This is a genomic window from Shimia ponticola, assembly GCF_007995215.1.
GTDB classification, from domain to species: Bacteria; Pseudomonadota; Alphaproteobacteria; order Rhodobacterales; family Rhodobacteraceae; genus Shimia_B; species Shimia_B ponticola.
This window is the reverse complement of sequence record NZ_VCDK01000008.1, coordinates 1-14657: the sequence shown is the minus strand read 5'-3', so window position 1 is coordinate 14657 and position 14657 is coordinate 1. Positions and strand designations below refer to the sequence as shown.

The following is a 14657-nucleotide window of genomic DNA, read 5'->3' as shown; positions in this document are numbered from 1 at the left end:
GAAATAGGAGTTTCCTATAATAACCCCTGACGTGTGCGGCGTAATTACTGCCGGCAGGGCCTTAGGGCGAAAAATAGCTTAGTCAAATAAATCTAGACATTCGATCTGAAGTTGTGCTGACTTGGCGTTAATCATTCCTAACGTTAGCAATTGGTGGGCCCTAGTTTGTTAAAGTACACGCGTACAATCGCACCTGCGACGACCTCGATGGATCTGCTGAGAAGCGCACGCGGAAGCTGCCTTCACGTGATCGATCCTTTCAAAATGCCAATCTCGGAAATCGTGGAAAAGGCGAAGTTCGTTGAGAGTATGGGCTCGCCGTTCATCCTGTTGGGGAGCACCGACTACGTCGACTTCGACAACGTGATGCTCGATGTTGTGAGCGAAGTGAAAGCGAATGTGTCGCTTCCGGTCGCCACCCATTTTCCATCAGGCAAGAATGGTGGATTGCCTTACGTGGATGGCGTTGACTTTGTCATCGCTCCGGCGATCTTCAACTCGGACAGCCCGCAGTTTCTTTGGAAATGTCTTCTTGAGACCTACCGGGACCTCGGGGTCAGGTCCTCTGAGAATCGGTCTGTTCCTGTGCCAATCCTGTCAGCAGCGGCGACCTTTGGCATCGACGAAAAATCCGCACGCTATCTGAATGTGCAAGGTCTGCATCAGAATGAAACTGATGCGGGTCGTCTGGCGGAATTCGCGAACCGTTTTGGTTTTCAGATTGTTTACCTGTTCTCGCGTCACGGCGCTGTTGAGCCCTCGATGGTTAGGTCGATCCGCGCCAAGCTTGCGGACGACATCATGATCTTCGTGGGCGGCGGCGTTCGCGTTCCACAGGACATCGACGACTACGTGTCTGCTGGCGCCGACTTTGTGGTGTTCGGCACCGCTGGTGAGGTTGATGACTGGCGCAATGTCTTTTCATCGCTGCTGGGTCACACGTGCGAGCACAATCGGGTGGCCTATGCCTAGCAGCCAGTCTGATCGCTTTCGCATCGCGCTCGTCCGGCATCACGATCTTTGTCTCAACAGTCGACAGATCGCAGCCGTTCAAAAGCGGGCCGGTGTTCTTCCGCACCTTGGGCTTGGCTATATTGAGACCGTCCTGAGAAGGGACGGGTTCGACACGGTCCAATTTGATAGCCCCGCGATGGGGTTGGATGGTGAGGGGCTCAAGCAAGCGTTGATCCGGTATCAGCCGCATCTCGTCTGCGTCAGCACGACAACCCCCGGTTTGCCTGGGGCCATCGAAGCCTGCGAAGCGGCACGTGCGTCAGGTGCCAAGGTCATTTTGGGCGGCCCTCATACAGAGGTGTTCGGTGCCGAGAACCTTCACCACGATTGCATTGACTACGTCGGTGTCGGTGAAGGTCTGACAATCGTTCCTCAGCTGGCGGCAGCATTGGCGTCGGGTGGCGAGACCAAGGATATTCGCGGATTGATCTGTCGCGAGCACCACGGTGGCGTCGCGCCGATGATCAATCTTGCTGATGTTGGTTGGCCCCGTCGCGAGGGCCTGCCGATGAATCAGTACTTTTCAATCATGGCGAAACGCCCGTTTGCCACGATGATTTCGAGCCGCGGTTGCCCGTTCAAGTGCAGTTTCTGTTTCAAGCAAATCGTCGACAAGAAATCGATGTATCGCACGGCAGAAGATGTCGTCGATGAGATGGAATACCTCGTGCATCGCTGGGGCGTACGCGAAATCATGTTCTACGATGACGTCTTTACGATGCATCGCAAGCGCGTGGCCCAGATTTGCGAGCTTATCCGCAAGCGCAATCTCAAGGTCCGCTGGGAGGCCCCAACCCGCGTGGACCTCGTGCCTAATGAGCTTTTGAAAGACATGGCTGCGGCCGGTTGTGTGCGTCTGCGGTTCGGGATTGAGCACGGCGATCCAGAGATTTTGGAAAGCATGGGTAAAGAGTCCAGCATCGAGAAGATCGAGCGGGCGGTGATCGACGCCAGCAATGTCGGCATCAGTGCTTTTGGCTATTTCATCGTGGGATGGCTGAATGAAACCCAGGCCCAATTCGAGCGCACCGTCGAACTCGCCCAGCGTCTGCCGTTTGATTACGCCAGCTTTTACACTGCGACGCCACTTCCCGGGACGCGCCTGTTCCGTGAGTCCGTAGAAGCAGGCGTCGTGCCACAGGACTTCTGGTTGCGATTTGTCAAAGGTGAATTCGACCTTCGGATGCCAGAGCTTGCCCCCAACGCGCATCAACGCGCGCAGGAAGCGTATCGGAGGTTCTACTTCCGTCCGCAGATGATGATGCCGATCACGCGGCATATCTTTCATACCGGTCAGTTCTCAAACACGCTGTCCGGTTTGCTCACCCTCGCGCGGTCCAGTTCCAACACTGTCAGAGACTTCTGAGGGGGCCGAGAAGATGTGCGGCATTGCAGGGGTCAGTGAATTCAAACCGGGAGCGCATGGGCGTGATGCGGCAAGGCTGTGTGCAGCCATCCTTGAACGCGTTTCGCACCGAGGCCCAGAAGGCACTCAAATAGAGAGCCTTGGCGGGACGGCTTTGGGTCATTGTCAGTTGGCCTTTCAGGATCAGGCGCATGGGCAGCAACCGGTTTTCTCCGAAGATCGAGACATCGCCTTGGTCTTTAATGGTCAGATTTTTAACCACCTTCTTCTGCGCGAAGAGCTTGGTGGAACGTATCTTACGCAATCTGACGCGGAAACGATCCTTCGGCTTTACGAGGCTGAAGGGCGCGAGGGTTTGACCCGGCTTCAGGGGATGTATGCGCTGGCCCTTTGGGATGCGCGCAAGCCTGCATTGTTGCTGGCACGGGATCGCCTGGGCAAAAAGCCCTTGTTCTATTCAGTAGAGCAGGGGGTTCTGAGCTTTGCTTCAGAAGCAAAGGCATTGGACGTCGTTACACAAGATCCCCTCCCCAGTGCGCAGGCGGTGGCAGAATTCCTGTTCATGGGGTCCGCATCTGAAGGCGTCTCAGCGGGTATCCGCGCCGTCAAACCCGGCCAGATTATCGAGTGGTCTGGCGGTGGCGCGGGCGTCAAGACATCCGAAAGCCCACCGATTGCAAAGAGAGCGTCGGACGAGGATCAATCCCTCCGAACCCTGTTGCGCGACGCCGTCACCCGGCGCCTTCATTCCGATGGTGTGTCCTATGGCGTCTTTACCAGTGGCGGACTGGATTCCGCCTTGATCGCCTCGTTGGTGAAAGAGGTCTCCGGCAAAGCGCCGATCCTGTTTCACGCCGCTGTTGAGGACCACAGGTTCAGTGAACTGAACGCCGTCGAACAGTTGGCAGATCACTTAGGGTCCGAGCTCATTACCGTGAATGTCGACCGCCAAAAATGCGCGGACATCTTCCATCGCCTTTACCCGACCTTGGGTGCGCCAGTTGCAGATCCGTCCATGTTGGCATTTCTCCTGCTGAGCGAAGAGGCGCGAAAGCATGTCAAATTCGTCCTGACGGGCGATGGCGCTGACGACATCTTTGGTGGGTACGATCTGTACTTGGCGAAGGCGTATCTGGAGCAGCATGGAATGGACGCTGCACTAAGCGCGGCAAGCCAGCATTCCTCCATTCAGACGAGCCTAGTGGCTGACGCGGAAATTCGCGTTGCGCTGGATCGTCTGTCCGAAGTCATAGGCCCGTTGAGCATTTCAAACGCCAGAGCACCGTTTTCGGTCAATGAATGCCCGATGATGATGAACCACGCGATCCGGATGAGTAAGGATGAACTCGTCACTCACCTGACCAGCCAATTCAAGAATATGAGCGGCTTGGTGCAGGACGTTCCAGATGATGACCGCTGCTCGGTCATCGTGCATTATTTGCAGACCCGTATCCTGACCAAACTTGATCTGGGCAGTATGCGTTTTGGCATCGAGGCACGGTCGCCTTTCCTTGATGAGAGGGTTGTAGATTTTGCCCTGCGCCAACCGATGAGTGCGTTGGTGCGGGACGGTCAGACCAAACGCCCGGTTCGCGAACTCTGTCGGATTTACCTCCCCGAAGCCCTCTCTGGCCAAGCCAAGAGAGGCTTCAGAATGCCGATCGCTGACATCCTGAAGTCGGAACTGCGGGACACGGCAGATCAGCTGTTATCTGTAGAAGCGATTGAAGCCGCCGGCATGTTCCAAGCCGATGCTGTGCGGTCGATGTGGTCAGATTTTCTGGCTGGCAACGATGCCCACGCGCACCGCATCTGGACGCTGCTTTGCGCGCAGATCAGTGCGTCTTCCTCACATCGAATGCTGAGGAGTGCGGCATGAGAGTCTTGAGTATTCACAACATCGGTCATGACTGTGGTGCCGCTGCGTTTGACGATGACGGGCTGTTGTTCTCGATCGAAGCAGAGCGCTTGACGCGGCGGCGGTACGAACACGAGGCCAAACCGGCGGTCGAACATCTGCTGGATGAGACGGGGCTGGAAATCAGCGATTTTGACTTGGTCGTTCTCAGCGTTCCGACGCGACAAGACTTTCTGACCGTCGACGATTACGACACGCATTTTGCGGCCCTGAAGGCTGGCGCGTTTCATGCAGAGTCCCACTGCGAGATCATGGGCCATAAGGTGCGCTGCATTCTGGTGGCGCATGAAGTGTGCCACGCGGCCTGCGGTATTCAGGAGGCCGGAGCAGAGGCACAAAACGCGGCCATCCTCGTAAACGAAGGCCGGGGGCTGTGGGGCCGTTGCAGCCTGTTTTCGCTCCAAAACACTGACCTCAAGCTTCGGGATGTGGATTTTCTCCCTTGGTATTGCACGGGGTTCGGTTGGTCTGCGCTGGGTGATGTGCTGGGCTTTGGAAAAAGCCCGGGCGTTGCGGGTCACTTGATGGCAATCGCGTCGTTTTCCGAACCCAAAGCGTGCCTGTCAGAAGCTTTGAAGGGCATCAGCGATGATGTTCTTCACGGAACCGACGCGGCTATTGCGGCCTCGCAAGAGTTGCAGCGACACGACAAATTCGGCCGTGATTTCAACAGCGCGGCAAGCCTGCTCGCCACGTTACAAAACCTGTTCTCGGACGGATTGTTTCAAGCCCTGCAGAGCAGGCAAGAGGTGCAAGACGCCGACGCCTTGATCCTCTCAGGCGGATGCGCACTGAACATCGTCGCCAATTCGAAATTGCGGATGGGGATTGGGAAGCCGCTCTTTATCCCTGCCAATTGCAATGACTCAGGTCAGGCCCTTGGTGCGGGGCTTTATGTGCGCAAGTTCATATTGGGTTTGCCCGACGCGCAGGTGGCTATCGATACCAATGGCGCGGCCCCCAAAGAGGCCGAAGTTGCCCGGTTTGCCGAGCTGACGGGTTTGCACATGGAAGATGCCGATCCCCGCTCTGTGGCCGCCCTCTTGGCGCAGGGAAAAATCCTTGGTGTATGCACCGGTCCGTCAGAGCTTGGGCCGCGATCCCTTGGGAACCGATCCATTTTGGCGTCCGCCGATATGCCGGGACTGTTCGAGACAGTGAGCCTGCGCCTGAAACGACGCGAATGGTACCGCCCGGTTTGCGCCAGCTTTTCAGAGGACGCCTTTGCCGCAATCTGGCCCAACGAAGAGCCGTCGCCACATATGATGTATTCCTACGATTTGCCTGACGGTGTCGCCCCCGAAGCGCGGCACGTGGACGGGTCCTGTCGCGCGCATTCCGTAAGCCGGTCCGTCAACCCCTGGTACCACGACGTCTTGCAAGAGTACGAAGGGCAGTCCGGGGCGAAAGGGGTCATCAACACATCACTCAATAGCGCGGGGCGGGCCATGGTATTTAGCCCTGACCATATCCTTCAGGATTTTTCCGTCTCGGAGCTTGATGGATATGTCGTTGGCGAAAAGTTGTTCACCCATGCTTGACGGTCGTTCGATATCCCGCCGCCCAAGCACAAGCGACCGTGTCGCGCTGGTGAGCTGCTTTTTCAATTCGACCGGAAGTTCGCGGCTCGTGGAAAATCTGCGCGCCTTTGTGGACGGTCTTGGCGTCTATAAACCTGCTCTGCACCTCGTTGAATGCCTGCCACCCGGACAGCGCAGCGCCTTGGATGGGCTCGACAACCTGCATGTCGTTCATGCGGAGTCTGTCCTTTGGCAGAAAGAGCGCCTGTTGAACCTCGCGGTCGAGAGCCTGCCTGACAGTGTCGAGGCCGTGGTGTGGTGTGACACTGACATCATCTTTGCTGACCCGGACTGGGTGCCACAGACGCTTGAAAAGCTTCAGGATGTGGATGTGTTGCAGCCCTTCCGGCACGTGGCGCAAGTGCCCAGACTGGGAGACGCGCCGGTCGAGAGTTATGCCAGCGCTGTAACGGAAAACCCGGACTTGGCTGGGCTGAGATTTCATCAGCATGGCCACACGGGCTATGCGTGGGGCATCCGCCGGGATGTTATTCAGTCCGTCGGTTTCTTTGATGAATGCGTCATCGGTGGTGCGGATCACGTGATGGCGCATGCCTTCACCGGCACGCCACGTTGCGATTGCATTCCACCTCTTTTGGGCACCGAGAGCCGCCTGCAGCGCAGCTACGAGGCATGGGCAGATCGACTTTGGGCTGAACACGGGCCGCTCAAAATGGGGTTTCTGGATCTCGATATCGAGCACCGCAGGCACGGGTCGGACAAGGGCCGCAAGTACCTCGTGCGAAACAAGCTGTTAGAGATGTCGGGCTTTGACCCAAGCCAGCATCTGGTGCGCAATCAGTGGGACTGTTGGGAATGGAGCCCGTCAGCCACCGCACAGCGCGATTTGGTCAAAGCGTATTTCTCGCAAAGAAAAGAGGACGTTGCCTATGACGCAGTCACATGAAATCTGCATCATTGCCTGCTTCTACAACCCGACGGGAAGCAAGGTGCGGCTCGCGAATTTCAAGGATTTCTATCGTCCGCTCAAGCGGGAAGGCATCCCTGTATATGTGATAGAACAGGTGATCGACGGGGCCCCCAGTGCTTTGGAGGGGATCGTCGAAAACCTGAAGATTGTTCGATCCGGATCGATCCTTTGGCAGAAGGAGCGTTTGCTCAACCGATTGATTTCCATGTTGCCCGAGCAGTTCACCAAAGTTGTCTGGTCGGATGTGGACATGTTGTTTGGCAAATCCCCCAGCGTTTGGCTGGAGGCGATGTCGAAGAAGCTGGACGAGTTTCAGGTCGTCCACGGCTTTTCGAGCGTGAACCGCCAGCCGAAATATTGGCTGCCCTTCCAGAAAAAAGACTGCGTCTGCAGCATGGCCAAGGTGTTTGACGAATGGGATCACAGCGTCCCGTTTTCGGACGATTACCCGACGCATGGCCACACAGGGTATACTTGGGGCGCGCGTCGGTCGTTCCTCGAAGAATGCGGTCTCTATGACACCTGCATGTCCGGCAGCGGCGATCATCTGATGGCGCATGCCTTTTGCAACGATCTGGAAACCGGGTGCTTTGATCAGGTTTTTCAGGACAATGAAGCCTATCGCGATCACTACCTTCTTTGGGCTGAACGGGCCGCTGCGCTGACCGGTGGGCGCATGGGGTATGTCGATTGCGAGCTCGAGCATTTGTGGCACGGCAGCCCCCGAAACCGAAAGTACCGCAAGCGCGACAAAGAACTTATCAGCATGCGCTTTGACCCGGCAGAGGACTTGGTCCTGACGGATGATGGCACATGGAACTGGGGTCCAAAGGGACAGCGATTTGTGCCGTGGGCCAAAGAGTATTTCCGAGCCCGCAAGGAACGATGACCGGCACCAACGACGACATATCCAGAGTTTTCTCTGCGTTTGATGTCACGCTGCGATCTGGCAGCGTCTCAAGCTTCAGCGCCACCATCGAAGGATGCGCGGACTCGGCACGCGTGGCACAGTCTGTTGTCGATCTCGCACCGTCCCAGTTTCTCGTGCTGCAATATGACTCTCTGCGGTTGGACTTGCTGCCATTGCCGTGCCTCGTGGTCTGCGACGGTGCCGAGACGGTGGTGGTGCAAAAGGCGGGTGCAAACTGGGTAACGCTGTCCGGCAGCGGGTATTCAAGCCGCGAAAGAATTAAGCGACTGGATTTCGAGCTTCGGTTCAAACCGAAGCACGTCGTGGTTCATCGCGGGTTCATGACGTCGAGCTTTCGCTTTGTTGACTACGTAAAGAGCTATGCGCGCGGCAATGCGCGGCGGCTGATGTCTGGCTTTTTCGGAAGCGTCGCGGGACACATCGCCTCGCTCTTTATGCCGATCGGCGCTCTTTTGATTATCGACAAGGTCCTTGGGCACAACGGTGTCGGGACGTTGGATGTCATCATTGCTCTGCTTATCGGGGCCGAACTGCTGCGCTTTTTCATGACGACGTCACGCAACATCGTTTTGGGCGAGCTTGCGGACGAGTTCGTACACGAAACGCAGTCATTGCTGTTTCAGATGCAGGCCAATCGGCGAAACCCGCATTTCAAACCGACCAGCCACGAGCTTTATCGAACGCTCAAGCACATTGAGAAAACGCGAAAAATCTTTGCCGATTATACGGTGGCCTTGTTGGCAGACATGGTCTTTTTGCTGGTTCTGATCGCGGTGATGTTCCTGCTCAGTCCGCTTTTGGCCAAGATCGCCATGGTCGGTTTGGCGATCAATATCGCCTCGACAATTGTGACAAGCTTCTTGCGCCGTGACGTGGCCCGCCGACGGATGGAAGTGACCGAAGGCAGCGATGAAACCTATGTGGAATTGCTGACCACGGGCGTTGATCGCAGGTTGATGGGTCGGCAGCACAATACGCTGCGCGACTGGAACGAAAACATCGATGCAAACCTGCGGTTCGAAGCACAGGGCGATGAGTACAAGTTTGCACCCGGTCCCCTCAATACGCTGCTGCTGAACTGCCTTCGGGCAACAGTCATGTGGTTCGGTGCGATAGAAGCGTTGAATGGCATGATTACCGTGGGGCAATTCATTGCCTTCAACCTTGTTGTGGCCCTGTCTCTGGGTCCGATCAGCAAGATCGCAGCCTTTGTGTCGGACGTGACCGAATTGAAGCGCAGCGCGCGGACCGTCAAAGACTCGTTCGCGCGCCCGATGGAACAGGACAATGAACAGAGCCTGATCCTGCCATCGCCCAAAGGGATTGGCACCATCGAGTTCAAGGACGTTGAGCTTGTGACACCGGGCAAGGGCGAGGTCATCGTATCCGCCATCAACCTCAGGATTCCGGCAGGCGAAAAGATCGCCATTATGGGCGGGTCCGGCGTGGGCAAGTCGACCTTCTTGTCGGCGGTTCTGGGCGATGAACGCTGCTACACAGGTGAAATCTACGCTGGAAACGACAACCTTCACGACATGTCTTTGTCGGCCTATCGCCGCCGGATCGGTGTCTTGTCGCAAGGCGCCGGGCTGGCCGATGGGACCCTATTGTCCAACCTTCACATGGGTGACCGTGACTACGACTTGGACAAGATCTATGCAGCCTTGGAGAGCGCCAAGATTCTGGATCGGGTCAAAGCGTTGGAAGACGGACTTGATACCCACATCACCACCAAGGACTCTCCATTTTCGCAGGGTGAAAAACAACGCATTCTATTGGCGCGGGCCTATTTGCACGGCGCAGAGATGCTGTTGCTGGATGAACCGACAAGCGCGCTGGATGAGACCACCGAGGCGCAAGTCGCCGAACGCCTGATCGCGGATCACTCTGGCAAGACGCTCATTGTCTCGACCCACAGTCTTGCGCTGGCCGAGGAATTCGACCGGGTTTTCTTGATCAAGGATAAACGGTTGATCGAGTTCTCTGGGGCTGACGTCAAGGCAGGGGCGCTTGTGGAGGAAACGCGGCGGCCCAGCAAAGGCGTCGTCTTGCATGAAGCCTTTCGCAACGGCGCGCGAAAGGACGGTGGTCGATGACGCTTCCCACAACCGCATATCGCCGCATGTCGAGCCAGCCACGTACCATTTTCAAAATCTCGCGTGTGTTCCTGCTCAGCGCCATTGTTGGTCTGATTGTTTCCTGCATCATGAAGGTCGACATCGTCGCGCGCGCCGCCGGGCTTGTTGTGCCTGCGAACGAGACACGCCCCGTGTCGGCGACAATCGAAGGGATCATCTCTGAATTTGTGGTCTCTGAAGGGGAACGTGTTTCCCAAGGCGATGTGCTTGTTCGTCTCGAAGACCCGTCGCTGAGCATTGAATTGGCGCGTGTCCAGGAAACCATCCTGCGCCTTGCGATGGAGAAGGCGACTGTAGACGCGCTCTTGAATGCCACGGCCGAAGAGGACGTTCTGGCTTCGTTGCGCGCGTTGAATGACGACAACGAGGCTGTCGAAAGCTGGATGCAATTCCTGCGCAAACAGCGAGAAGAGCGTGACGACGCCCTTGAGGAGTTTGCGGCGAAGGAAGAACTGATACAGGCAGAGCTGACCGCGCTCGCTACAAATTCGGCGGCCTTGGAGGGTATTCTGGCGCTCCAAATGGACAAGGATTTGCGCGTTCGTGATCTTGTCGAACGCGGTATCCAGGACCAGTTCACCGGCCTCGACGTCATGATCACGACGGCCGAAATCAGTGAACGGGTCAGCCGAAACTCATCGGAGATCACCGTCAAGAACGCAGAGCTTCGGCAGATCGCTGCAAGCAGATCACGCTATCAGTCTCAGCTTCGTACCAAGAATATCGAACGGCTCATCAGACTTGAAGAAGAGGCGAGCAATCAGGTTGCCGCAGAACTTGATCTGCGAGAGCGCATGGGCCAGCTGATGGTGCGCGCGCCCATCGGCGGGACCGTGCAGGAAATCTCGACAGCCGCGCTTCATCAGCGGGTTGGGACTAAACCCCTGCTGAGCATTGTCCCGCACGACAACGAATTGCTGGTGATCGCCGGGATCAAGAACCAGGACATCGGCCAAATCGCACCGGGCCAGTCCGCAGAGCTTTTGTTCGACGCCTACCCATTGGCCATCTACGGAACGACGCAAGCCTTCGTTGAAACCGTGACAGAAGACATTGCCGGCATTTCGAGCACGATACCGGTGCCGGTCAATGTCACGGATGTCCGGGCCTATGCGGGCGAAGCGCTAGAGGCGTCAACCGGACTTACCTACCTGGCCAAGCTGGGGCTTGATGAAGACTCCAACCCCCGGATTCAACTGCGCCCCGGCCTGTCTGTGCTGGTCAACATCAAGACCGGTGAACAGCGGGTGATCATGTTCTTTGTGAACCCGTTGCTGCGCGCTTGGCATTGGACATTGAAGGAATAGCAACATGATGTTTTCTCGTCAGCCCCATGTCCCTGAAGGCGTTTCGCCAGAGAAAATGGCGGTCATGATGCGCAACCTTGTTAAGGCTGCTGTCGCCTTTCCAGAGGTGAACTGGGTCGACGCCGTGAGCAGCGGACAGTTGGGCAGCAAGCTTTGGCTCTTGGACTTTCTGACGAAACGGCAAGAGCATTATGGCTCTGCGTGGGTGATCGGTGGTTGGGTCGGAATGCTGCCGCACATGTTGTTGACGCATCTGCCGACAAGCTTTGAGCGCATCATCTCGATTGATCTGGATGAAGAGGCCTGTCGCGCCGCTGATCGGTTTCTGCGCCACTTTGTCGAAGACGGATTGAAATTCGCAGCGATCAAAGACGACGCTATGACCCTGGACTATCGGCAGTCACATTTTGACCGGATCAAGGAAAACGGCGACACGCAGACCTTCCAGGTCGCGTGCAATACGATCATCAACACGTCTTGGGAGCATTTCGACGACCCGGGCGCGTGGTTTTCGCTTCTGCCTAAAGACAAGTTCGTGATCATCCAGGCGAACACCAATTGGGACGCCGAAGGTCATGTGAGCTGCCCCAAGGACTTGGATGATCTGTGTTCAAAGACACCTTTCAGGAAAAGGGTTTATGCGGATGAACTGAAATTCCCGGTCGGCTCACGTCTGATGACGGCGGGCTACACGTGAGGGTCGTGGCCCATCACCCATCTGCTCGCTCTTTAGCGGCGTTCCTCGGCGAGGGGGCCGATCTTTTCGATCACGTCGGTCCAGACATAGCCGTCAAAGCCGTCAGGAACGCGGGCGAAGGTTTCGGCATCATTGATGCCGCTGGTAAAGCCAGACCCGTCATACGGACCCCACAAAATGACTTCCGTGCCGACAGAGGCCATGCGCTTGGTAAACTTGTGCGGCCAGCCCCAGGCAAGCGGCGCAAAATCCATAGGCACGCCGATCAAGGTGTTGTGGCAGCTCGACGGGATGTAGCCGGACCATCCCAAAAGCAGGTAATCCCGCGCGCAGGTCTTGAGCGAGGTTCGATCGTATCCTCGCATGTCCTCAGTCTCGGCAATGACTGCCTGCGTCGGGTTTCGTCCGCCATAGACGGCGAAAACGTTGTCGCGGCCCACCCCGGTTTCCAGCAGCGTCGCAAGGTGACGGCCATCGCTGCGGCGGTCGCTCTTGAAGTTGACCAGAAGGCGGCCTTCAAACTCGGTTTCCAAAAGCGCGTCCAACCGGGGGATCGCCCCAACGGCCGTCCCACGCAGGGGGAATGTCGTCCCGTCCTCGGTGAACCCGTAGCCCAGATCAAGGCTGGCAAGCTCGGCGAATGTCTTGCTCTTGGTTTCTCCGGTTCCGTTGGTTTGGCATTCGAGGGTCCAATCGTGAAAGACGACCAAAACGTCGTCGGTGGTGCGATGGACGTCGATCTCGACGACATCTGCGCCGTACGCGAACGCGGCGGTGATCGACGGGACGGTGTTTTCGATAAAGTCATGTTCGCGCGGGGCCATGTTTCTGGCCCGGCAGGTGTCATTGGTGCGCGGCACGCCGACATATTGCTGATGGACACCGCGATGCGCGATGAGCTTCAACCCCGATCCTTCGCTCGCGTCTACAAAGGCGGACGTGTTGTTGAGCCAGAGCAGGCCGCAAATCAATACCAATGCGATGAGCGTGACTCTGATGAATTTCATGATGCTCCCCACGCTGCGCGCAAATTACCAAGACTGCCAAGCCAACTATTCCACTCAGATCACATAAAGCAAACACTTATTGTGACGTCTGGTTTTCGCGAACAAATAACCGCCAATAACGAAAGGTACTGTTGAAATGAGAGACACATCATTAGTGGTCATCGATGTGCTCGATGAGAAGAATGACGGTTATCTTAGCGACTTTCGATCCTATCTTGATCGACTGCAATCCGCAGATACGGATGAGCGCCTGCTTGAGAATTATACCGCCGCGCGTTTCAATCTGGAGAAACAGATTTCCGTGCCGGTTGTTTTTGATGGTGAAAATGGCGAGATATTCGGGTTTTCATCCGTATTTACCCCTGACCACTGGCCTTCGGGGGTGGTGCGCGTAGGCAACCGAACCTGGATTGATCGGTCTTATCGTCAACATTTTCTCAATCAGGGAATGTCGAAAGCGGAGACGGTCGCAAGCACCAAGTTCTTCATTGAGCTTGTGTCCAAGTACCATATCGAAGTCTTCGAGCGGCTGAAGCTAAGCCTTGCCGTCATCACACGCGAAGCGAAAGGCCGCAATACCAGCAGCCTGAGCTACCTTGCCAAGCAAATTGAGACGCAGGGCTATTCCTGGACGCCCGACACTATGGGCTATTACCAAACCGTACCGAATGGGAATACCCAATCCTGTTGGCAAAAGATAATCTTTACAGAACACGAGCCCGGTTCGCGCAAACTGCTGGCCCAAATCCCGCGCATAACAACGGATGTGTATAGCAGGCGTTTTCTGAATGGTGAGAGATTTTCAGATTAGAAATCGAGATCTGCGTTTTGAGTGAAAACCCTGATCGAAATGGATCAAGATTGGCGTTCATATAGTCGAGATAACTGCTGATCACGTTAAATCTGAGTATCAAAGAGAAGTCCGTTTGATTGCCTTCAACGTCTCTAGCAAAGGGTGGAATTCAGCATGAAGCGAATAAAAGTCGTCTGTGCCAAAAGCTGGGGAAAGCTTGGAAACTATAATTCCGCTCGTCGGGTGGCGGAGTATGTCGAGCGCACATTGCCCAATAGTCAGGTTACCGTTGAGCCGCTTGAGGAGATCTGGCCACAATTTGCACAGTGGGGGCAGGAAATGCAGGACGCCGCAGCGCACTTGCGGCCAGAGGACGTGAGTCGTGAGTTCAGGCGGATAAACGGTTCAATCGCTCGGGAATTGGCCAAAGACGCGGTCACGTTGCCGGTTCTTCAGAAACTGCAACAAACTGTGCTGAGCTCCAGCGATGCATGTATTGGGACCAAGGGCATCATCTCGGGTCTTTTGTGTGACGCGCGGCGGGCGAGTGGCCGTGACATCCCGGTTTTGAACTGGGTGACGAACCCGGGGCTGATCGACATTCCGATTCACGCGTGTCCGGATGCCGACGGTCATTTTGTTCCTTTGCAGGAAGATGCAGAAAAGCTCTGTCGGCGTATGGCCGCAAACCCTGACGCGGTTCACGCCGTCGGCCCGCCAATTTCGCTGGCTCAAATCTCGGCGGGCATGCAGGGCGGTGCAGCGCCAGAAAAGACCAAGGGTTACGCTTTGGTCTTTTATTTCCATTTCCTAGAGGCGCAGTGCCTAGAGGTCGTCAAAGACGTGATGAGCATCGAAGGTGAGATTAATGCCTTCGTTTTTTACGCCACGATGGACCCAAGCGTTCAGCAAGCCACGACCCAGCTGGAAGCAGATTGTCAGGGCCGATTGAAAGTTTGCAGGGCGTGCAAGCAG

12 protein-coding genes are annotated in these 14657 nt (G+C 56.3%); 11 read left to right on the top strand and 1 reads right to left on the bottom strand.

Annotated elements, in window-relative coordinates:
- Positions 1-246: 246 nt before the first annotated feature.
- From FE702_RS17275 to FE702_RS17235, 9 genes are read left to right on the top strand one after another with little or no spacing between them, the layout of a single operon-like run.
- The gene (locus FE702_RS17275; RefSeq protein ID WP_186827147.1) at positions 247-972 is read left to right on the top strand and encodes a geranylgeranylglyceryl/heptaprenylglyceryl phosphate synthase; all 726 of its coding nucleotides are present in this window, start codon (positions 247-249) and stop codon (positions 970-972) included.
- Positions 965-2380 carry a B12-binding domain-containing radical SAM protein gene (locus FE702_RS17270; RefSeq protein WP_222611835.1) on the top strand — a complete coding sequence of 472 codons (1416 nt, stop codon included), beginning with the start codon at positions 965-967 and terminating at the stop codon, positions 2378-2380. The genes FE702_RS17275 and FE702_RS17270 overlap by 8 nt, the downstream gene beginning before the upstream one ends.
- Positions 2381-2393: 13 nt before the next feature.
- Entirely contained in the window at positions 2394-4259 is a 1866-nt protein-coding gene (gene asnB / locus FE702_RS17265; protein ID WP_147127592.1) for an asparagine synthase (glutamine-hydrolyzing), read from the top strand.
- The gene (locus FE702_RS17260; protein WP_147127591.1) at positions 4256-5839 is read left to right on the top strand and encodes a carbamoyltransferase C-terminal domain-containing protein; all 1584 of its coding nucleotides are present in this window, start codon (positions 4256-4258) and stop codon (positions 5837-5839) included. The genes asnB and FE702_RS17260 overlap by 4 nt, the downstream gene beginning before the upstream one ends.
- Positions 5832-6785 (top strand): hypothetical protein, encoded by a 954-nt coding sequence (locus tag FE702_RS17255; protein WP_147127590.1) that lies wholly within the window; start codon positions 5832-5834, stop codon positions 6783-6785. Before FE702_RS17260 ends, FE702_RS17255 begins: the two co-directional genes overlap by 8 nt.
- Complete coding sequence (locus FE702_RS17250) at positions 6769-7698, top strand: hypothetical protein (protein ID WP_147127589.1); 930 nt, start codon at positions 6769-6771, stop codon at positions 7696-7698. Before FE702_RS17255 ends, FE702_RS17250 begins: the two co-directional genes overlap by 17 nt.
- On the top strand, positions 7695-9836 hold the full coding sequence (locus FE702_RS17245; protein WP_186827146.1) for a peptidase domain-containing ABC transporter: 2142 nt from the start codon (positions 7695-7697) through the stop codon (positions 9834-9836). Before FE702_RS17250 ends, FE702_RS17245 begins: the two co-directional genes overlap by 4 nt.
- Positions 9833-11185, top strand: a complete 1353-nt coding sequence (locus FE702_RS17240; RefSeq protein ID WP_147127587.1) for a putative HlyD family type I secretion protein — start codon at positions 9833-9835, stop codon at positions 11183-11185. Before FE702_RS17245 ends, FE702_RS17240 begins: the two co-directional genes overlap by 4 nt.
- A gap of 4 nt (positions 11186-11189) precedes the next feature.
- Positions 11190-11882, top strand: coding sequence for a class I SAM-dependent methyltransferase (locus FE702_RS17235; RefSeq protein WP_147127586.1), 693 nt, complete (start codon positions 11190-11192; stop codon positions 11880-11882).
- A gap of 32 nt (positions 11883-11914) precedes the next feature.
- On the opposite strand, the gene FE702_RS17230 is transcribed toward FE702_RS17235, so the two are convergent.
- The gene (locus FE702_RS17230) at positions 11915-12889 is read right to left on the bottom strand and encodes a glycerophosphodiester phosphodiesterase family protein (RefSeq protein WP_147127585.1); all 975 of its coding nucleotides are present in this window, start codon (positions 12887-12889) and stop codon (positions 11915-11917) included.
- Between the two features lie 136 nt (positions 12890-13025).
- Between FE702_RS17230 and FE702_RS17225 the strand changes: the two genes are divergently transcribed.
- Positions 13026-13700, top strand: coding sequence for a hypothetical protein (locus FE702_RS17225; RefSeq protein ID WP_147127584.1), 675 nt, complete (start codon positions 13026-13028; stop codon positions 13698-13700).
- Between the two features lie 156 nt (positions 13701-13856).
- Positions 13857-14657: hypothetical protein (locus FE702_RS17220; protein ID WP_147127583.1), on the top strand; the 801-nt coding region annotated here is incomplete at its 3' end.

Coding starts and splice junctions, on each gene's coding strand:
- FE702_RS17260 (WP_147127591.1), top strand. CDS start 4,256: ATGAGAGTCTTGAGTATTCACAACATCGGTCATGACTGTGGTGCCGCT.
- FE702_RS17235 (WP_147127586.1), top strand. CDS start 11,190: ATGATGTTTTCTCGTCAGCCCCATGTCCCTGAAGGCGTTTCGCCAGAG.
- asnB (WP_147127592.1), top strand. CDS start 2,394: ATGTGCGGCATTGCAGGGGTCAGTGAATTCAAACCGGGAGCGCATGGG.
- FE702_RS17255 (WP_147127590.1), top strand. CDS start 5,832: ATGCTTGACGGTCGTTCGATATCCCGCCGCCCAAGCACAAGCGACCGT.
- FE702_RS17245 (WP_186827146.1), top strand. CDS start 7,695: ATGACCGGCACCAACGACGACATATCCAGAGTTTTCTCTGCGTTTGAT.
- FE702_RS17230 (WP_147127585.1), bottom strand. CDS start 12,889: ATGAAATTCATCAGAGTCACGCTCATCGCATTGGTATTGATTTGCGGC.
- FE702_RS17225 (WP_147127584.1), top strand. CDS start 13,026: ATGAGAGACACATCATTAGTGGTCATCGATGTGCTCGATGAGAAGAAT.
- FE702_RS17240 (WP_147127587.1), top strand. CDS start 9,833: ATGACGCTTCCCACAACCGCATATCGCCGCATGTCGAGCCAGCCACGT.
- FE702_RS17250 (WP_147127589.1), top strand. CDS start 6,769: ATGACGCAGTCACATGAAATCTGCATCATTGCCTGCTTCTACAACCCG.
- FE702_RS17270 (WP_222611835.1), top strand. CDS start 965: ATGCCTAGCAGCCAGTCTGATCGCTTTCGCATCGCGCTCGTCCGGCAT.